Annotated in this window: 12 protein-coding genes; 5 read left to right on the top strand and 7 right to left on the bottom strand. The window is 54.2% G+C overall.

The features are described 5' to 3' along the window. Nucleotides 1-45 precede the first annotated feature (45 nt). Complete coding sequence (locus tag SH528x_RS07755) at nucleotides 46-3093, top strand: hypothetical protein (RefSeq protein WP_442509947.1); 3048 nt, start codon at nucleotides 46-48, stop codon at nucleotides 3091-3093. Between the two features lie 207 nt (nucleotides 3094-3300). Here the strand turns inward: SH528x_RS07755 and SH528x_RS07750 are convergent, their stop codons facing one another. The 3 genes from SH528x_RS07750 to SH528x_RS07740 form a co-directional block, all read right to left on the bottom strand. Next, nucleotides 3301-3948, bottom strand: coding sequence for an RNA polymerase sigma factor (locus SH528x_RS07750; protein ID WP_442509946.1), 648 nt, complete (start codon nucleotides 3946-3948; stop codon nucleotides 3301-3303). Nucleotides 3949-3955: 7 nt separating this feature from the next. Continuing rightward, the gene (locus SH528x_RS07745; RefSeq protein WP_442509945.1) at nucleotides 3956-9991 is read right to left on the bottom strand and encodes an alpha-2-macroglobulin family protein; all 6036 of its coding nucleotides are present in this window, start codon (nucleotides 9989-9991) and stop codon (nucleotides 3956-3958) included. Between the two features lie 373 nt (nucleotides 9992-10364). Further along, entirely contained in the window at nucleotides 10365-11702 is a 1338-nt protein-coding gene (locus tag SH528x_RS07740; RefSeq protein ID WP_442509944.1) for an NRAMP family divalent metal transporter, read from the bottom strand. 194 nt (nucleotides 11703-11896) lie between these two features. On the opposite strand from SH528x_RS07740, the gene SH528x_RS07735 reads away from it, so the two are divergent. Together SH528x_RS07735 and SH528x_RS07730 are read left to right on the top strand one after the other, a co-directional pair. Further along, nucleotides 11897-12664, top strand: a complete 768-nt coding sequence (locus SH528x_RS07735; RefSeq protein ID WP_442509943.1) for a glucosamine-6-phosphate deaminase — start codon at nucleotides 11897-11899, stop codon at nucleotides 12662-12664. Next, nucleotides 12661-13596: an N-acetylglucosamine-6-phosphate deacetylase gene (locus SH528x_RS07730; RefSeq protein ID WP_442509942.1), complete on the top strand. Its 936-nt coding sequence runs from the start codon at nucleotides 12661-12663 to the stop codon at nucleotides 13594-13596. The genes SH528x_RS07735 and SH528x_RS07730 overlap by 4 nt, the downstream gene beginning before the upstream one ends. On the opposite strand, the gene SH528x_RS07725 is transcribed toward SH528x_RS07730, so the two are convergent. Then, a complete protein-coding gene (locus SH528x_RS07725) occupies nucleotides 13566-14093 on the bottom strand; it encodes a GNAT family N-acetyltransferase (RefSeq protein WP_442509941.1) in 528 nt (175 codons plus the stop codon). The two genes, SH528x_RS07730 and SH528x_RS07725, sit on opposite strands and share 31 nt — an antisense overlap. 250 nt (nucleotides 14094-14343) lie before the next feature. Between SH528x_RS07725 and SH528x_RS07720 the strand changes: the two genes are divergently transcribed. Both SH528x_RS07720 and SH528x_RS07715 read left to right on the top strand, forming a co-directional pair. Next, a complete protein-coding gene (locus SH528x_RS07720; protein WP_442509940.1) occupies nucleotides 14344-14592 on the top strand; it encodes a c-type cytochrome domain-containing protein in 249 nt (82 codons plus the stop codon). A 197-nt stretch (nucleotides 14593-14789) separates the two neighbouring features. Beyond that, complete coding sequence (locus SH528x_RS07715; protein ID WP_442509939.1) at nucleotides 14790-16655, top strand: TolC family protein; 1866 nt, start codon at nucleotides 14790-14792, stop codon at nucleotides 16653-16655. Here SH528x_RS07715 and SH528x_RS07710 read toward each other — a convergent pair. From SH528x_RS07710 to SH528x_RS07700, 3 genes are all read right to left on the bottom strand, one after another. Next, nucleotides 16638-17921: a glycosyltransferase family 2 protein gene (locus SH528x_RS07710; RefSeq protein ID WP_442509938.1), complete on the bottom strand. Its 1284-nt coding sequence runs from the start codon at nucleotides 17919-17921 to the stop codon at nucleotides 16638-16640. The genes SH528x_RS07715 and SH528x_RS07710 overlap by 18 nt on opposite strands. Next, the gene (locus SH528x_RS07705; protein WP_442509937.1) at nucleotides 17878-18702 is read right to left on the bottom strand and encodes a hypothetical protein; all 825 of its coding nucleotides are present in this window, start codon (nucleotides 18700-18702) and stop codon (nucleotides 17878-17880) included. The genes SH528x_RS07710 and SH528x_RS07705 overlap by 44 nt, the downstream gene beginning before the upstream one ends. A 373-nt stretch (nucleotides 18703-19075) precedes the next feature. Continuing rightward, entirely contained in the window at nucleotides 19076-20356 is a 1281-nt protein-coding gene (locus SH528x_RS07700; RefSeq protein WP_442509936.1) for an HlyD family secretion protein, read from the bottom strand. Nucleotides 20357-20795 lie beyond the last annotated feature (439 nt).

The raw sequence follows: 20795 nt of genomic DNA, 5'->3' as shown, positions 1-20795 counted from the left end.
CCTGTGTCGAAAGCCCGACCCCTCTTTGACGTCTAATCTATGTTCATGAGCGATTTTCAATACAACTCCGTCTTGGTATTCCATGACTTCCAAAAACCCCAAAACTTTCCAAAGACGATGTGCAAGCAAGTTCTCGCTTGCATTATCGTCGTCGTCAGCGTGCTCTGTCTGACGCCCCAGGTTTCGCTCGCGCAAGGAAGTGGGCTGGGAAGTTTTGGCACTTTAGGGGGTGTTGAACCCGGAGGCCGTTATCCGTCGCAGGAGTATTACATTGCACTGGAGATGTATCGCAGTGGTGATCTCGAAAATGCGGTGGACGCTTTCGAGGCGGCACTTCGCCGCACCCGCCGCGACATCAACGGCCGTTGGATCGATTCGATTCCGGTGTATGCGATGTTGGCGGAATGTTATTGGCAAATCGGCAGCGTTCCGCAAGCTCGCGAGAACATTGATGCAGCGATGCAGGTTGCGATTCGCTATCGCGGTTGGCTGAATAAAGTCGATTGGCGGTCTGCGGTCCGCGAAGGGGTTCAAATGTCGCCGCCGACTGGAGTTTGGCCGGCCGCTATGGCAATCAAACGGATTCCAACTTCCGATCGGGTCATGTTCCAATCGGGACAACAACTCACCGAGCAAGCGTTGATCCAAGGCGGAACGATCGAAGAGCCCAATCTGCGATCGATGGATATCATCGAGATCATGCGTGGTTTGGCGATCGCGTCGTACCGTCGACGAATCATCTTGGGCCCGTTGTCGGAACAGGACAATTTTGTCAGCGAGTTGGCCGAGTCCACCAATGTCGGCGGACTTCCCCATCCGATTGCGCAATCGATGAGCGGCGCACTGCATGCGGCGGCCCGCTATGCGGCATACGACGACAAACGTGCGTTTCCCGAAGCTTCGAAGTCAGCGTTATCAGGTGGCGGGGCTCATCCCTTGTCCGCGATCGCGTTGCTTGTGCAAGCATCCGTGCTGGCCGAATCCGACAACGCCGAAGGATCGCTTGCCGCGGCGCTTGCGTGCGTGAACGTGGCTGCGGCGCTCGAGCAACCCGAACTGATCGGCGAAGCGATGCAGATCGCCGCCGGAGTGGCCGGTGAGAAAGAGGCGAACGTTGTACGCGTCGCGGCCGATACGGCCGCCAACGCGATGGTCCGCAAATCACGACTCGCCTCCGTGCACTGTTTTGTCGCCTCGGCCGATGCCGCGATTAAATCACGCGATTACGATGCCGCGACCCTTTCGATTGGGCACGCAAAATCGTTGTCTGACCGTCGTGACGTCTTGCAACCGCGGATCGATGCCTACGGAGCCTACGTTGCTGCGAAACTCGCTGCGGGACGCGGCGACGCATTTGGGATGAAATCGAGCAGCGTTGTCGACAAGGCATACGGATCGATGCGAACCTTTGCCCAGCAACATCGGGTGCGAAATCGAACGCTTGTATCGATGCCTAGCACGTATCAATTTGCACTGCTTAGCCAATCGCTCGGAACCCGGATCGGAGGATCCACCAGCGATGCGATCCTCGAATATTACACGAACGATCCGCCACCCGCTCTGTGGCGACGCGATCCTGTCGACGCGATGACGTTTTTGACGATTGACCGGTCAGCTGCGCTGGCCATGCGACTTGCGATTGCTGCCGAGCAGACCGATGGCGATAACGTCTTGGCCCGCACCGACACGCTGCTCGCGGAACGGTTTTCGCAAACCATGCCCCTAGCAGGCCGTGTGGCTCATGTGCGTGCGTTGGCAAGTGCTGAGGATCAAGCACTCAGCGATGATCAGAGGAAATTCCGTAACCAAGGCCCCGCGGAATTTAAACAGCTTCGCCAAATGGTACTCGACAATGCCAAATTGGCGCCGGCAACTGTCAACGATTCGCTCGTCGAAAAACTGGGGCAACAACAAGAGTCGCTGGCCACCTTGATCGCATTTTCACGAGGCTCATTGCCCCGTTTAGCACCGCCTCGCGTCGATGAAAAAGCTCCGATCGAAGGGCTGCCCAAACGAACGGCACTAGTGACATTTGCGTTTTCGGGTAATCGCTTGTTTACGACATTCTCGTTAAACGGCAAAACGCAGACGTGGACTAACAACAATACGTCACGACTGCCCGCGATGATTGGATCGGTATTGCGATCGATCGGTGTGGGGAAGACGCGTGGTTCGCGTTTGCCCGAAGACAACGCGTGGCGGAAAGACGCTGCTACGTTGTTGAAATTTTTGTTTCCCGATGCAAGCAGTTTCGCCGGTACAGACATCGATGATATGGTGATCGTGCCCGATGGACCGCTGTGGTATTTGCCGTTTGACATTCTTCCGATTGACGGTGAGGACGCTGAGTTCTTAGGCGACAAAATTAGCATCCGCTATGCCGCGACGCCTGGATTGGCATTGCGGCCCGCACCGATCCGTCAAAAGAGTAAAGCGGTGGGGCTTGCCACCAGTCGTTTTTTCGCCCCGCGTGATTTGGAAATCAACACCGCGATCACCCAGTCGATCGTGGATGCCGCGGCGGGATCGATCTTGTTGCCTGTCGCTGAAATGCCTCCCACCACGATGCTGGGCATCGTCTTGGACAGTCTGATCGTCGCGGCTCCGGGCGTGATGGATACGAGCAACCCGTTTGCCATGAGCGTGTTGCCGTACGAGGCAGGAAAACCCAATGCTGCACTCGGAGCGTGGTTGCAATTTCCATCGCAAGTGCCCTCGACGATCGCGTTGGCAGGCTTTCGCTCGCAAGCCGAAACGCCGCGACTCGGGGATGGACGCGAGTTGTTTATGACTCTGTGTGCGCTTCATGTCGCAGGCGTGAATGATGTGCTGATCAGCCGCTGGGCCGTGGGCGGAGAATCCAGTGCGATTGTGCTTCGCGAATTTTCCCAAGAGCTACCGTTCTCGGGGATGGTCGACGCTTGGAGACGGGCTCGGATGGTCTTGCGACGCACCGATCTCGATCCGTTGACCGAACCGCTATTGGCCCACGCCGACAAGGATCTTGAAAACGTCACCGGCGAGGAGCCATTGTTCTGGGCTGGCTATCTGCTGTCGTCCCCAATCGCTCCGAAAGCCGCAGCAAAGCCATAGGGGAAGTGGATCCAATGTAGCGAAACTCGCCAAGAGTTTCGGCCGTTGCCCGTTGAGATGCTGCCCTTTGAAAATCGAAACTCTCTGCGAGTTTCGATACTAGGCTGATGATTTTGATAGAGATCCTATCGTGCAGGGATCTTTAACAAGATCCACTACGTTGAATACGCCTGATAAACGCTACTTTTGCGGAGCAAAAGGCGACTATCATTCGGCCAATTCGGGGAACACTTCGGCGTCGAGTTCCATGCGGCTGATGATCGAACGCAAACGAAGCTGAAAATCGCTTTTAAAGTTCGCGACTTGCTGTTCCGTAAGATCGGTCTTCTCAGCAACGACCTTGTTCGACAATCCGACCACGTATAGCAACTCGATCGCTTTTAGCTTGGACCAATTCTCGCCTTGTTTCCAACGCTCGATCTGCTCGGCGATCGCATCGCGAATTGCCGCTTGTTCGATCTGCTTTCGCTCGCCACTGCGGGCAATCGAGCTGGCGACACGTTCGCCACCGGTAAAATCGATGTCGGCTCCGTCGCCCGATCCACGACGATGCAATTGCAACGCCGGTCTTCGTCCCTCGCGCCGCAAATGATCGGTCAATTTATAAGCACAAATTGAAAACAGATAACTTTCCAGCCGTTTGGATCCGTCGTAGTTCGGCAGACTGATCAAGAAACCCACAAAGGCTTCTTGAACAATATCTTCGCTTGCCGCTCGATCACGAATCCGGCTGTGGGTGTACGCCAACAACCGGCCTTCGTAACGATCGATCAATGCCTGCCACGCATCAGAATCGCCATCGCGAATCCGAGCGACCAAATGAGCATCAATTTCGCTGGGTTCTGAAATCGTCATGGGTTACCTACTGAACGACAATGGGCAAGCTCTCGCTGTGGCTGTTGAATTCGGGAGCATACATGCACTCGATGTTCGCAAATCCAGTCTGGTACTCGCCTTTCAGTTGGACGCGTGTGCTGTACTCGAACACATACGTTCCCTTTGGCAAGTAGTCGATAAAGAAATGCGTTGCCGTGTCACGAGTCGATTCGTAATACCCCAGCCCATCTTGGTACTTGTACTGAGATAAAACGTTGACCGGCTCGGTGCCGCTGCCGCGATAATCTTTCATATGAGCATACTCCATATCGCGGTCGGTCCGCAAAACGATCCGCACGACCAATTCGTCACCCACCGATACCGGCCCATCCACAGCGACCAGCGTCGGTCCTTTGCCAGTGTTCTTTTTGACAAACAGCTTCTTTTCCAGGGTTAATGGCGTTCCTTCGTGCGGCGTCACCTTGCTGATGTCTTCCAGATATTGCCAGTGCAAACTGCCCCAAGCGACACCGTCGTCCACTTTTCGCATCGTGACGTTGCCAAGTTCCGGTTTGACTTCGCTGGCAGCGAAGCGGACCTCGTAGAACCCGGTTCCCGCTTCGACATTTTCAGGCTCGATCAATTTTTTACCAAGCTCGACCTGGACCAATTCATCGGACGCCAACAGGTCGCTGCCTCGCAGCAGCAACGCGTAGATCGCGTCCGCAGTCGCTTTGGTCGTCTTCCAATCCTGAGTTTGTTTCTGCTTCAGCAGCCAAACCTTGCACGCTTCGACCGCTTCGCGATCATTCATCACCTCATCAAAACCTTCGATCATCATCGCTTGGGTTTCGATCGGAGCACGGTACCACCAGTATGACAATTCGTTCTCTCGCCAGAACATGCCAAGTTCTTCATCGGTGACCGATCGCTCTTTGATCGACGCCATGATGCCTTGGGCCGCTTCGGCTTCACCAAATCGCTTCAGTGCCACCGCCATGTGAGCTTGCGATTGCCGAACCGCTAATTTCAACCAGTGCGTTTTAGCTTGGTTGACCCAGTAGTTGACCGCTTCGCGATGTTCAGGTGCAACTGCCTGGTCCTGCAAGAAGAAACTTCGGCCATACAAATACAACGCGATCGTTGACGACAAGTGATTCTTATCGCGATTCTCTGGTTTGATATCTTCGTACTGCTTGGTCACCCAGCCATCGAGTCGCGCCAGCGATCGGATCGCGGGTTGAGCATCGATCGGTACGCCTAAGTGACGCATCCGTCCAAAACCGGTCGTGATGTACAACGTGATAAAGTCGTTGCCGCGTCCACCTGGGAACCAAGGCCACGAGCCATCCTCGAGTTGCATCTCGGTCAACTTGAACAAGTTCCGCTTCGTCTCGTCTTGCAAGCGATTAGTGTCAAACAAGATGCCGACGTTACGACGTGCCTGGCTTTCGCTTTCCGCTTGGCGAACCCAGGGAGTTTCTTCGAGCATCACCGTTTTCAGTTCTTGGTTCTTCTCCAGCGGACTGTCCAGCGCCGGAGTGCCTCGCCACTGATCAAACACTCGCTCGATCTTGGGATCGCTTTGGGCGATGTGTTGGGCCAGCGTATTGGCGTACAGTCGGTTGAACACCTGCTCACTACACTCGTAGGGATATTCCATCAAATACGGAAGCGCCATCACGGCGTACCACGATGGATTCGACGCGACTTGCAGCGTTAACGATTGATGCTGCAGCGTGTCGGAGTTACCCGATTGGAGCAGTTTTTCAAAATCAAATTGCTTCACCTGTTTGCCCCGGATCGGCAACGGAATGGATTCGGTGACCAACACGCGGCGTGACAGGACTGGCAAATAGCCTTCTTCGCCATCGGAAAGTCTTCCGGTAGAGCCAACGGCCTTGTAGGTCAGAAATCCGATTCCGTCGGGCACTTTGATCTTCCACGACAAAGATTGGGATTGGCCGGCTGGGATTGTGAACGATTGATCCACCGTATCGTTGCCAAGTTGGGCATCGACGTTTTTCGTGCTTTTCGCATCGGCAAACGACAAGCGAACTTGCCCAGTTTGTTGCGTCGGCGACTGGTTGCTGACTTTGACTGTAAATTCGATCAAGTCACCTTCGCGAACGAAGCGTGGCGGATTCGGCTGGACCATCAAGTCTTTCGCCGTCACCGTCTTGCCGGTCAGAAAGCCGCTACGAAGTTTCTGGTCATGGGCAAAGCCGAGGAATTTCCACTCGGTCAGCGCTTCGGGCATCGTGAATTCCATCCGCACCGTGCCGTCGTTTCCGGCAAGCAGATGAGGAAAGAAGAAGGCGGTTTCGTTCAGGTTTTTACGTGCCGAAACACTTTCCAAATCGACATCCGCAGCTCCCTTGCCATCGCCGCCATCCTGCGGGGCAGCCTGTTGCTCAGCTCCGTCCATCGCAGCATCAGCCTGCATCATCATCTTCGCCCCTCGGCTTTCGGCTTCGCCCATCATCATTCCGGCATCCATCGCCGCCGACATCGGTGCGGGGGGGGCACCAAACGCGTCCAAACTTTCCGTCCTCATCCGCGATCGCATTGCACCCTTCATTTGATTTCGGAATTGGTATCCCCATAAATTTTGCACGATCATCGACGGGTAATGACGATAGGTCAAATTTCCGTTACGTTGATCGTGATGCCAGCCGTGCCAAATTTGACGCAGCGATTCGGCTGAATTTTCGAATTGGGAATGCATCCGCGAGTAATCTTGATAGAAGACGTTGAAACGCTGCATCCAGGTGTGCGGTTGGAACGCATCTAACGATGCGTCATACAATGTCGCGACCATCTCGGCCGCAGCACGTTCGGCATCGGGGCCTTTGATAATCGCCGTCCAAGTCTCTTTGGCAGCAGGATCCAATTTCGATACGAAATGTTCCCACTGGATATCGAGTTCCTTGTTCGTCCAAGGCACTTCGACTCGCTCTGCGTTGAAGTAGGCTCGGTTTTCGCGAACCATCGTCGTTCGCACGACAAAGCCGCCTCGCATCGACTCGTTGACCGGTTGTTCGATCAAAACTTGAGTCGAGGTCGCTGGCGTCCAATAGCTTTTAAGCAGTTTCCCACGATGTTCGATTTCGATGAACGCACGGGCGGTCTCGTAACCGCTGCCCCAGATTGCTCGCATCGATTCACCCGGTTCAACCGAACTCTTTTCTTGCATAAAAAGTTCTGGAATCTTGATCGCAAGCTTCTTGGCACTCGGATCAAGCACTTTGATCGGCAGCAGTGCCGTGACCTGTTTTCCGAACCGATCGCGTGTTTCCAACTTGGCTCGGTACGGGCCTGCCGATAAATCAAGCGTTAGCTTGGCGTTGCCGCCGCCATCGGTTTCGAAGTCCTTTTTGACAACCGGATCGCCCAGTTCCCATGTGTTGATGTCGGACAAATCAGGAGCCGGTTTTGAGTCGCCCCCATGCAGCGGTGGATAGTGATGGCCGCCAAGCGAAGGGCGAACGACTTCACCGGGCTGTTTCAGCTGATAGACCGTCACCGTTCCCTTGGCCGATTGCCCGTCGCCGTCGAGCGTTCTTGTGGTGATCGAAATCTCAACCGGCTTATCGCTTGTTTGCCAATCGTCGGCCGTCATAGTGGCGGCAAGTGCGGTATAGCCGACGCTGACCGAACGTTGATCCGACCGTGTTTCCCCAGTGGAATCGGTCACGTCGGCGTAAACCGTGAACTGAAACGTTGGCTCGCTCTCTTCGGGGACCGACAAATCAGGCTTGGCATCGAAGGTGACTTCAAACGATCCATCGGCACCACTTCGAGTGGTGCCATGAGCGATCTCTTGGTTGCCTTGCGTTCGAGGAGGGAACCAGGAACGACGCCACGACCATGACCACCAAATCGGGTAACGTACTTCGCGGACCACACGCCACGAGACCAATGCGTCATCGATCGCGGCTCCGGTGTAGGCGGTCGCATTTGCTCGAATCGTAACGGGGCCGCCCAATTTCGCCGGTTCGGTCGGGGCGTTCAGTTTGACTTGGAATTTGGGACGTTTGTATTCTTCGACACGGAACTGTGTCTGGCCTCGCGCGACTCCGTCGACTCGCAACGACATTTGCCCCATCAATCGATCTCGCGGTGCGGTCACGCTGCCGCTGAAGCTGCCGTAGGCGTTGGTACGATGCGTCAGTCGCTCGATTTCTTTGCCGTTGACATCCGAAAATACCACGACGACTTGCTGGTTCGCCAACGTTTGATAGTTGTTTCTCGATTGGTTGACCGACAAACAAATGCCTTTGTAGCGAATCGTTTGCCCCGGGCGATACAATGAGCGATCGGTAAAGAATTGCGTTTGCGATTGGGTTCGCTCACGATCATTCGATTGATAAACCGAAATGCCGTGGTTGGACGAAAGTCGTTGTTCGCGATGTGACGCCAACAGGATCAAATTGCGGCCATTAGTGACTTTCGTTTTGAAAAAACCATTGGCGTCGGTCGGGACGGTCAGCAATTCAACTCGGCGATTTCCCTCATTCGCCCAAATTTTCACCAACGCGTCCTGACGAGGTTCTCCGGTTTTGGCGTCCAGCACGAAGCCTTCGAGCGTTCCCTTGCCATGCGCCGTTCGCAGCACCAAGGCCAATTCGCTGACCCAAACCTCGGCCATGCTGACTTGGTTGTTGTCGTTTGCGAAATCTTCGCGGTGACTAGCGAACAAGAAATACGAGCCTGCCGGAATATCCTCAGGCACCTTCACCTGTTCGACCCGTTCTTGATAGTCATCGGTTTCGGGCAATTCGGCCGACCACTTCTTGATGACGTTTCGGTTCATCAAGGCAGCTTGTTGATTGCGGTCCAAGTTCATGGGTTGGTAACGATTCGAATTGACGAATTCTTCGAAATCGAACGGTACAAGGCGAAAATGCACTTTTTCGACGTTGCGATAGCGAACATCGACGGTCCGCCAAGGCGCGTTCCAAACTCGCTCGGTTGTGATCGAGGCCGAGGGAGCTTCGATCTGCTTGATCAAGTTGTAACAGCGGTTGCCACCAACGCTGTTGGGATGCCGAGCCAAGCCTTGCTCTGCAATTTCTTTGGCTTTGACGAAGTCGTTTTCACTTTGAACGACAGCGGCCAGATTGTGCAGCGCGCGAGCCGAGATCACATGCGACGCATGTCCGTCGGCAAATCGTTTCAGCGCCGATTTGTAGCGAGCCGCTTTTTCTTCGCCAAAGGCGTGGTTGTAGGCAAATTCGAGCCGGTGCAGGTCGGCATCAATGAACGCCGATCGATCTTTGTCGTCGCGGTGAAATTTCAAAAGTTGTTGATACAATTGGATCGCTTTCGACTTCGGCGAATTCGCGTCCTCGGTCGCGGGAGTCCAGTTTTCAAAATCTTTGGCTGCCGCAAAGACTGGGCTGTCGGCTTGCAGATCAAACGCATCTTCGCTGCGTGCGCCGGCTTGCTCTGCGGACGAATAAAACTCAAGTGCTTGGTGAACCAGGAAATCCCAAAGCGTGGGCCGATAGTCGTCCGGTGCCGTTCCTTTTTCGATCAATTCGTCGTATTGAGCAATCGGCGTGTTTTGCAGCACTTCGGTGTTTTCGAGTGCCTTGTCAAATTGTTTCGCGGTGACTTCCAAAATTCGCGGCAAATCCCACGTGTTGATGTCGTCACTGACCGGGGCTTCGGTTTGCGTCCGCTGCATAAACCGCCAGCGATTTTGCTGGAAATAATGCCAGTACCAATGGGCGATGATCGCCTGCATCATCGGTTGCATTTCCGCAGGCGACTGCTGAATCTCGGCTTGCATGCGAGCAATTTTCTCTTCTGGCCGATTGCCTTGGATCGTGCCCTCGAGCGATATTTTCATCCCGATCGCCTTGATCGCCTCGTCGTAATTCTTTTCGGCCTTGGCTTTCGTGATGATCGGTTCCAACTTTTCCACGGCCGTCTTGGGCAACCCCTGTTTGATGGCATTTTGAACCTCGGTCCAGGTGGCATCCGTTGGCTCGGCCGCCCACAGCCAAGTGGCACAAAACAGGGCGAAAACGCTGGCAAAACCGAACTTTTGAAAGTTAGAGATGCGATAAGACAAGAGAGAGCTCGCGCGTTGGGGGTAGCTAGAGAAGGTGCGTCAGTCTGATGTTAACGAACGTCAGGCCGTTTTATTAGCCAGAAAACTTTTTAAATCTTTGGCATCGCGGCAGCCGCCACCGAGGGCATTTTTCGAGTAGGGCCGGTTCCCACCGGCCCTACTTAACGGCTCGATGGAGTCGTCCGGTAGGAACCGGCCCTACGCTCTGTCAACGATTCAATGTACGACAGTTAATTCTCGATCGATCGCAATTTGTCGCGAACTCGTTAGACGCAGCCCGCGCAGAAAATATCCACGCGAGTGATAAAAAGATCGGAATCGTTACAGCTGACACGATTCCAGACGCTGCTTCATCCCCATCGCCCCCCACTCGTTACGACAGCAGCCCCCACAATGTGCGGATCGACAATGCGATCACGACGACGAGCCCGATCCAACACAGAACTTTGATGGCGATCGGCACCCGAACGGTAAGCTTTTGTAACTGCCATACGATCACGATTGCCAGGATTGGGAAACACAGTACCGTCAACGCTTGTGCGATCACAATAAAGCTGACCAAGTTGATTCCCGTGATCGTCACCGTGCTGGCGACCAACCATCCCAACAACAGTGCCACGATCGTCGAGGTGCGAACACTTGCCGAGGACATTTTGCTGCTCAGTCCGATGGCGTCACAAAACACCACGCCACCGATCAACGCGTTGACGAGAAAGGAGCTTGCCGCCCCCGCAAAAATCCCCAGCGAAAAGACGATCTTCGCCCACGTGCCAAACATCGGCTCAAGCGACATCGCCACCATGCTGGCGTCCGTCAATTCGCTCGGTTCGATCACGCCATGCAATGCCGTGGCGGCGGTAATGAAGATCATTCCCGTGATCAGTGCTAACGAGGCGATGCCCACAAAACTGTCGACTAGCCCGACTCGCAAATCCGCTTGGGTCCACCCTTTCTCTTTCACTTGATAAGACTGGTAAAACGCTCCCGCGACTGAGAACGTCGTCGCAATCATGGCTCCGATGCTCAGCCACGACACGGCCGCTGCGGTACTACCCGACTCGCTTGCCTCGCCGCCGGCGGCGAGCTTCGGGATCAATCCCATACCGATCTCGCTAATCGACGGTTGCGACGCGATCATGCTTAGCCCGAACGCGACCACCATCATGCCGACCAACACCGCCATCATCCGTTCCACCAAGCGGTACAGATCATGGCGTCCCAAAACGACGATCGCGATAATCAAAAGATTGACCAGGAACAATAGCGATGTTTTCGCCAACGGGCTGAGATCGTCCAGCGTCGAGGGTCCCACAAAGCCACCGGCCGCCATCAACATCGCGTTGTTATTGGAAGCCTGGAAAAGCGTGATTGCAATCATCAGCGACCCGCCCACAATCCACGCCGCAGGCCGACCAAAGGTGTCCGCGACACTCTGGCAGAGCGTCTTTTGGTTACAGACCCCGATCATCATCGAGCCCATCGTCATGCCGATCATCAGCAACCCGGCAAACGGCACCACCCACAGCAAATCGAGACCGTATTCACACCCCACCCGGCTGGCACTGACGATGCTGCCGGGGCCCAAAACCACGGCCGCCACGACGATTGCCGGCCCGACTCGGGTGAACCAACTGAACCAATTTTTCGGAGCCGATGCGGAAATTGAGCCATCACTCGCAACAGCCGTGTTTGTTTCGCTATGATCTACCACAATCGCTTACCAAAAGTACAAATAAATGGGCCAGCCCTTCCGGCCCGCAGCAACATGTTATAGTCAATCTCTATAGAGATTTGGGGCTACCAGCGTTTAGTAACCCTAACTCTGCTGATCTTAACTATTATTTCCACTGCCGGACGCTCAGGAGATTTTTCTCATCCGTCCGATCCCACCTTAACGTTAGAGTGATGATGCGTACGATTCTAGCCGCTGATCGAACTGCCATGGGCCACTGGGTCGCCAAACATGCAGCCGAAGTGATCCGAACCGCGATCCAACAACAGGGACACGCCATGATTGTGATCGCCACCGGGGCGTCCCAATTCGAAGTGCTGGGTGAATTGGTCAAACAACCCGGCATCAACTGGGGTTCCGTTACTGGATTTCATCTGGACGAATACATTGGTTTGTCCGCCGACCACCCCGCGTCGTTTTGTCGCTATTTGAAAGAACGTTTTGTCGACCACGTGCCGATTTCCAAATTTAACTTTCTGTACGGTGACCAAGACCCCAAGCAAACAATTGCCACAATCGGTTCGGCATTGCAAAACACCACGATCGACCTTGCCTTGGTCGGCATCGGCGAGAACGCGCACCTGGCCTTTAACGATCCGCCAGCCGATTTCGAAACCACAGATCCCTACTTGATCGTCAAACTCGACGAGGCATGCCGCATGCAACAAGTGGGCGAAGGATGGTTCGCCTCGCTCAGCGACGTGCCGACCGAAGCGATCAGCATGTCGGTGCAACAAATCCTGAAAGCAAAACGGATCTTCTGTAGCGTTCCCGATGCTCAGAAAGCCAACGCGGTTTGCCAAACACTCCAAGGCGGAATCGACCCGATGGTGCCGGCTAGTATTTTGAAGCAACACGAGGGCACGACGCTGATTATCGACAAGGCGTCGGCGAGCCAATTGTCCGAAGAGACGCGGAATGAATTGGAGCCGATCACGTGAGCGGCTTTATCGACTTACAAGTCAACGGCTATGCGGGAGTTGACTTTAATTCCGATGAATTGAGCGAATCCGACTTGGTCGCGGCATGTACCGAATTGGCATGTGATGGAGTCGAGCAAACGTTGGCGACCATCATCACGGCGCCGATGGACCAAATGGTTTCGCGAATCACTCGGATTGCCGATTGGATCGAGTCGGTCCCCGAAATTCGCAAACAGATCGCGGGGATTCATGTCGAAGGCCCGTTCATTAGCCCTGTAGACGGCTTTGTAGGGGCTCATCCCAAGGACGCCGTGCAGCTTGCCACAGCGGAGGCCGCCGAGCGATTGTTGGATGCGGGCAACGGACATGTGCGGTTGGTGACACTGGCACCCGAAATGGATTCCGACGCCGCCGTGACCCGGTTCTTGCGGGACCGCAGCGTAGTCGTCGCCGCAGGTCATAGCGATGCTTCGATTGTCGAGTTGGACCGATGTATCGATGCGGGGCTGGGTTTGTACACGCATCTGGGCAACGGATGTCCGAGCCAATTGCATCGGCATGACAATATCATTCAGCGAGTTCTGAGCCGCTCAGATCGCTTGATGATCAGCTTCGTCGCCGACGGGCATCACGTTCCGACGTTTGCACTGCGAAACTACCTGCGGTGTATGCCCACTGAAAACGTGGTGATCGTCAGCGACGCGATTGCCGCCGCGGGACTCGGTCCGGGCGAATACCAATTGGCTGGGCAAACGGTCTACGTCGACGACGATGGCGCCGCCTGGGCCGAGTGCAGGACGCATTTTGCCGGTTGTGCCACGACGCTTCCGCAGATGCGTAAAATCTTGATTCGCGATCTCGGTGCAACCGAAGCCGAGGTGAATGCATGGATGCGAGACAACCCGAAACGGTTGCTCGGCTACACGCCAGCGACTTCAGCCGCTTTGTAAACCACCTGGGTCCGGCGGAATCCCAGTCGCTCGTACAGTCGAACCGCCGCGGTATTGTCCGTCGTCACTTCGAGGTGCATTTGCGTTAACCCGGCGGCACGAAAACCTTCGGCGGCATGAGCCAGCAAGATCGAACCGAGCCCTCGACCGCGATGCTCGGGTGAGACGCCAACGTTCTGGATCGCGCCCCAGCCCTCGAGCTGCAAACCTTGGATGGTACCGACGGGTTCGGCGCGAGTGGACCGAGCAGGCCTGTAATGGACCAACCAAGTCGCTTCGGGAACAAAACTGATTCGCCCCGTAATCTCTCGCATCAAACTCAGGCATCCATCACGTCGGGCCAAGCAAGGGAAGACGTTGGCATCGAGTTCTTCGCGGAAACTGCGATACTTCGCCGTCGCGTGATCGCGAAGTAAATCGTCCGAAAAGGGAACCAATTCGTACCCCGATGGCGTGACCACTTCGTCCATCATCGGACCTGTGAGATCAAACTCCATCCGAAATCGCTTGAAGTACGTTAATCCCATCGTGTTTACCCAGCAACATTGGCTGATCGAACGTCATGATCGGGAACACCGCCTATGGCTTGCAAATCGGCTTGGTTGGCAGTGTTCCACTCTTTTTAGCCTAACAACATTGATGAAGCCTAGCACGCTAGAAGCCTGCTGTTTTTGGAGTCTCTCTGCAAATAGCTCTCAGCGACTGTAAACCCCGCGATTCCTGAGGTCTTTGCGGTTAAGGCAAGTCATGCTTGTCGTTCTGGCAACAGCGTCGCTGCTTGCGTGCAGACCTTCCGTCATGGCTAGGGAACCATCCACGGCAAAACGAGATCCGTTCGAACGACACGTTCGCCCGATGTTGCTGGCAAACGGCATCAAATGTAACGATGATCGCAGACAAGAAGGTGGTCTCAATCTGTCCAACATGGAAGGTTTGCTGCACGCAGACGAATCCGGTCCTGCAATCGTTCGCGGCAAGCCTGATGAAAGACGATGAGGTTTACGATGAGTTTGACGACTGTACTTGCTATGGGGGCCGCGCGATCGGAATGATGCCGCGCCTGGTTAGTGGACGACAAACTGTTCTGATGGGGCGTGGTTTCCGAGTTACGAATTCAAGTTACTATGAATTTGGCAGTGAAGATATGTCTCCTCATTTTCATTGGTTGCGTCGGGTTATTGTCGGGGTGCGGAATGCGCTCTCGCGAACTCAGTCAGGCAACACGCATTCCTGTTGCCGACAAAGTCTCGATCGCGGATTACGATCCCCAGTGGATGGAGGTCAAATACACTTGCGTTTCGAATGATCCTGTTCCCATTGACAACGTCCAATTGCCACCGCAACAAAGGGAAACATGGGAGCTGACACTCAATTCGGTCATTCAGATGGCTTTGTCACGAAGCCAGGTTATTCGCGACATTGGCGGGGCAGTCGTTTCCGCCCCAGCCAGCGTTTCGACGGTCTTCGATTCCATGATTGTCAGAACGGATCCTCAGCTTGGAGTTGACGCTGCCTTAAGCGATTTCGACGCTCAGCTTGCCTCAAGTTTGCTTTACGGCAGAACGGAGCAAACGCTGAACAATGCGATCGAGGGACAGGGCACGCTAGATCCTCGTGCGAACCTCGGGCTGCTCGATTTTTCGCTCTCGAAGTTTACTCCTAGCGGAACCCAGCTCAAACTAAGCAACCTAACGACTTTTGATCGCAATAATTCGCCTCTCAATCGGTTTTCACAAAGCTATACGGGTGGTTTTCAAGGCGAGATTCGTCATCCCTTGAAACAAGGTTCAGGACTCTTGTTCAATCAGATTGCGGGTCCAGGCTCCACGCCAGGAAACTACCGGGGAGTGCGGATTGCCCAACTCAATACCCACATTGAAATTGCCGATTTTCAAGCCGCCGTCCGCGATTTGCTACTTGACGTGGAACGTGCCTACTGGGAACTGTTGCTTTCCTATCGCAATTTAGACGCCAAGCTACAAGGACGCGATGCGGCATTGGCAACGTGGCGCATGGTGCAGGCACGGCTTGAGACGGGCGATGCCGACGGCGCAGAAGAAGCTCTTGCTCGCGAACGCTACTATGCATGGGTCACTGAGGTCGAGGACGCTTTCATCGGCCGAACGACTGGTCTCGCTACCTCTAGCGCGCCCAACAATAGCACCGTCGGTTACGAGACCGGCTTGCTGGCGGCCGAACGTCGATTGCGATTTTTGATCGGAATCCCTTCTTACGATGGCAAATTGATTCGACCTATCGATGAGACGATCCAGGCCGAGATCATCTTCGACCGTCCAAGTTCGTTCGCTTTCGCGCTTCAGCAGAGAGTTGAACTCCAGACTCAGCAACTGAAATTAAGAAGGCTGGAATATGAACTGGTCGCCGCCCGCAACTTCCTACAGCCGCAAGTCGATTTGATCGGACAATATCGAGTGCACGGTTTTGGCCAGGAATTATTCGGAACGACCAGTGAGGCCAACAGTGGCGCCTACTCAGACTTGCTTCGCGGTGATTTGCAAGATTGGACCGTTGGGTTTGAATGGAAATCTCCCGTCGGTTTCCGGCGGGCCCATACTGCGGTGCGCAATGCTCAGTTCCAATTAATGCGAGAACAAGCCATCTATCGCGAGCAACAGCGTCAAGTCACCATCGAATTGGATGCAGCGTTTGCTGAACTGCACCGCGCTTTCGTGACCAATGAAGCCAACCAACATCGCGTTATTGGGGCGCGCCAACGCGTAGAGGCCATTCGCGAAAAATATCAAGTCGTCGACATTCCACTGGAATTCGTCAATATCGCGATCCAACGCGCCGTCGATGCCGAGACGGCACTGGCCCGAACGCAAGTCGAACACTCGATGGCGGTGGCCACGGTTCATTACGTACGCGGAACCTACCTGGCTTACCTCGACGTCTTTTTTCAATCCGATGCCATCGAATCGGTGCCGACCTGTCAATTAGCCAATGAAATCACTGAGGTCCAAATCCCAGATTTGATACCAACTGCGGAGGATGCTGGTCTGATTGATGCCGACGCGTACCTACCAATGCCACGTTGATCGACGAACGTGTTCTGGAACAAAGTTGTCGTGGTGCGATCTGCGAAAAAACAGTTCTTCGAGGATGCCGTAGAACATCACCGCTCGCAACGCGACTTGATATAACGGCATTAACGGCGCGGCCAAACCAACGCTCAAGTCGCGACGGCGATCGTTGGAATAATACAGCAGGACGGCAACCTGAATCGCATCCAATACCAAAAAAACCAGGTAATATAAGAAGAACAGCTTCCACGTGTCTTCGTTGGCGTGAATGCACAGCCATCCCATGTATCCCCAGCAGACAAATTGCAAAAACAGATTAAAAGTCCAGCGATCCGCCAACATGGCGAGGTTGCTGACGCAGAAGTTCTTGGACAACGGATTTGCTAGATCAACATGCTTGCGGCATTCCAACGTAATCACTGCCCACTCCCAACGGCGACGTTGCTTGACCAACGTCTTAGCGACCGTCGGCACATTCGTGAAACACTGGGCGTAGGGCGCGAACGCAATTTGATAGCCTGATTTTCGTATGCGGAGTGCTAAATCCCCATCTTCACCAGGTCCAACGTCCCATCCACCCGTTCGCGACAAAGCCTCGCGACGGAAAGCGCCAAACGCTCCGGAAACGATTCCCAATGTTCCGACCCGATCAGCAAATAGACGCCCCAAAAAGATGGATCGCAGGTACTCTAACCCTTGCATCCTCGTCACTAAATTAGTGTGCGCGTTACGAGCCATGACGGCGGCGGATACCGCGCCGACTTTCGGGTTAACAAACGGTTGGACAATTTCCCAAATCGCGTTTTCGCCCACGTGCGAGTCACTGTCAACGCCGATGATAATCTCGGCGTTCGTAAACGGTAATGCGAAGTTAAGTGCCGACGATTTGCCGCCGCGATTGCGTTTTCTCAGGACGGTCACACCCGCGTGATCACGCGCAAAGTCCGTGGCCACCCGGCTCATCGCGTCACGCGATCCGTCGTCGACCACAATGATTTCCAACCGTGGATAGGTATTCCAAACTGACCGTAGCGTATGAGGTAATGTTTCGGCTTCGTTCAAGCCGGCGATGACGACACACACCGATGGGCACTGTCCAAACCGCTGCACTGTCCGGTTGCCCAGCAATACGCAGCCTATTTCACGGGCAAAATCGCACAGCCAAACAGCCAGCGAACCTAACGAATATCTCAGACTATCGAACAATAGCAGCGGCAGCAGAGCAGCCAGAAACTGATCAGTTCGCAGCGACGAGATCCAATAGCTCCAATCGGTTAACACGATATTCTACCATTTCCTTTTCAACGGTTTGATCTAATGCACATTCGTCACCGCAACTGCCGCACCGTGCGATCGTCAACAGTTCTGTGTCGGACCATTGGCACTCGAGGCACTGCAGTGGTCCGTCAAGGTATTCAAAGTCCGAACCCACGACCAATTTTTTTGTAAGGCATTTAGGACATGCCAGTTCCGCGCCATGACTAAAGCAAGCGACGTGATCGACGTGAGCACAGGCAAAGTGATGAATCATACGTTGCGATTCCACCTCGACTGATCCGCAGTTTCGACATCCGCGTCGAAATGTCGGCAGCGAACCGCAGCTTCGACAGACCAGAACGCGGTCGAGCAATCGCGGCTGTAACACGCCCAACGACACCCACTGATTCAACACAGCCGGTGGCAGTTTTGTGTGAAAGGTAAGGTCCTGCGGGTCCAGTTTCGGCGTCAAGTTTTCGTCCGATAGAGGATCGTCGTCGGGAGCAACGAATGACGCAGAGATTTGTAGCCCCAATCCGGCTTGTGATACATACCTCGAAACAACTGTCGTAAAACCCAACTCGCCGTTCTCTCTTTCGATTCCCAACAACCATTTCGAAGTCGCTGGCCGTGTACTTGTGGCCAACTCGAAGATTACGCTGTCTTGGCCGATTTCAATCGTTATTCCTTCGGTAGAGTGGCCCACGTCGGGAGAACTGTCGTGCAAGATTGGGATGGCAAAGACTCCCCGAGTCAACGCATACCGCGATTCGTCTAGTTCGACACCGTAACTCTTACGGTTCATCGGAAAGTGTGGAGCTTTTAACGGCGCATTGGGCCCGGAAAACGCAGATGAATTGATGGCGGCCGAAGCCACCCCCACAAGGAACTCAGTTTGAACCGGCAGTGTTTCTCCCGAGTGGTTAGTAGTGGATAGTCTTGGTTGATCGATAGAGGTGTGCATGATTTGATTTTTGTTTTTGTTGTGAGAGTTGGCAGCGTGAGGACCGCATCATCGGTGAGCCTATTTCGAGGCCGACCCGCCTTTAAAACTGTGACTGGCAGCGGGGTATTCGCGGGCATTAAGCGACAGCGAATCAAGAATCAGCGTAGTGGACGAGGCTACGAGTCCCACAATCAGAGGAAGCGTAGCCTCGTCCACTACCATTCAGCGCGTCTTATGAATTTGCTGTCGCTAACGAAAAACGTGGAACATCAATTTCGCTGCCCAGATACAGTAGTGACTCGATGTTCTTGACGTCGCAAGGCTGAAGGTAGACGGGCAACAGCTTCTCATTTTTGCGGTAGTAACGTTCGATGTTAGGTGGCGCGTATTCCAGCTGTTCGCCGATACGTGTAATGTGGCAGCGAAGGCGTTTCAGGCCCGGACGAATATCGATCTTGACTTCGTCTCCGACCCGCAGTTTGTCCGCGTTGTTTTGCGAGAAATACAAAACCGGTTCGAGCGTGGAGTCTTCTAAAATCTCCATGACGGTTTCCGAGGCATTGGCGTAGTCACCCGCAAAACGACGTACCTTGAGCACCGTTCCGTTCACAGGCGAACAGATTTGCCCTTGTTGTACGACTTCTCGCAGGCGAACTAATTCGGCTTGAAGATTACTGATATGCAGAATTGCGGGCTGAATGGTTGCCGACGCGTCGTCTGCAAATTGTTCATAAATCTCAACTCGCTTTTTCATCTCCGAAACTGCTTCGGTTTGTTTTTCGTTCTTCGCTCGTAAACCCTCAACGAGGTAACTCGCATTTTGCAAGTCTTTGTCGCGTACCGCCATCTCGTTCTTTTCTCGCGTCGCCCGCAAGCGTTGCAATTCGCTTTCGGCCTGCAACAATTGTGTGCGTTGGCTTGAAAGTTCGCCGCACATTTCGTAGTACTCGCCAAGCGCTTTCTGGTTCCGGTCACCACGCAATTGCGATTGCCAGCGCATCTCCGAGACCTTCGCCTCTAACGTTGCTTGGGCAAGTTTCAGAGCGTCAGCGACTTCGGCTGTCCGTTGCTCTTGCTCGATATTTGTGACCGTTAGCAGCACCTGCCCTTGCCGAACGGAGTCGCCTTCACGCACCTGCAACGTCAGCACGTTTCCATCCCAGGGCGGCGTTACTTGCAGGACTCTTCCCTGAACGACTCCGTGCGATTGGTATCGCAGTTGCCAATCCCAAACGTAATACCCGATGGCCGCGCACAAGCAGATGAGCAGCGAACCGGTGAACAGACTTCTCTTGGGACGTATTGGAACCGGGGTAATAGGCGCCGGTGGGCGCGGTGGGCTGGGGGATCTTCGCGGCCTGCATTCTGACGCTTGACGAATTCCCCGCCAATTCGACTGCGACGAATGGCTGTTGCCGTTATCCGCCGCAGTTCGTCGTGAGGTCGGTGCATCGGCTGACTCTAATTCGGCAACGCTGCCCCTCGAATCATCTTGGTTTCCTGGCGATTGCATGTCTTGTTCCTTAAATGTTTCATGGTTGTGCCCCATTCAATTCAATTAAACGCATGCCCCTTCGTAATCCGACTGACGTCGCTTACGAAAAACCGTAGCTCTCCCGAATCGATGAAGTGAAAAAGCATCACCCAAGTTGCCTAAACACACCAGTGCAGTCGACTGTTGCAACGGCTATCCCGGTTATGCAGGCCAAGCTCATTCTGAGGTATGGTTCGGCGTCCCTTCTTCAATTGATAAAAACGTTGTGACCCGAATCAGTTCAATCGCAAGGAGTCACTGTTCGTTACGCGTGGCGTTATCAGAACGATCCAATAATCATGCAGACGGAACGCATTCGTCTCGACCGCCGGCGACTTGGGATTTCAAACTGATCTCGTGATGATTTCCGGGGGGGGCAGCTAAGAATTTTGATAACTTCTCAGGCGTGGTCGAAACA

It is taken from the genome of Novipirellula methanifontis (genome assembly GCF_052161655.1).
Classification (GTDB): Bacteria; Planctomycetota; Planctomycetia; order Pirellulales; family Pirellulaceae; genus Novipirellula.
Note: the sequence above shows the minus strand (reverse complement) of the source record. Positions and strands in the feature narration are given on the sequence as shown.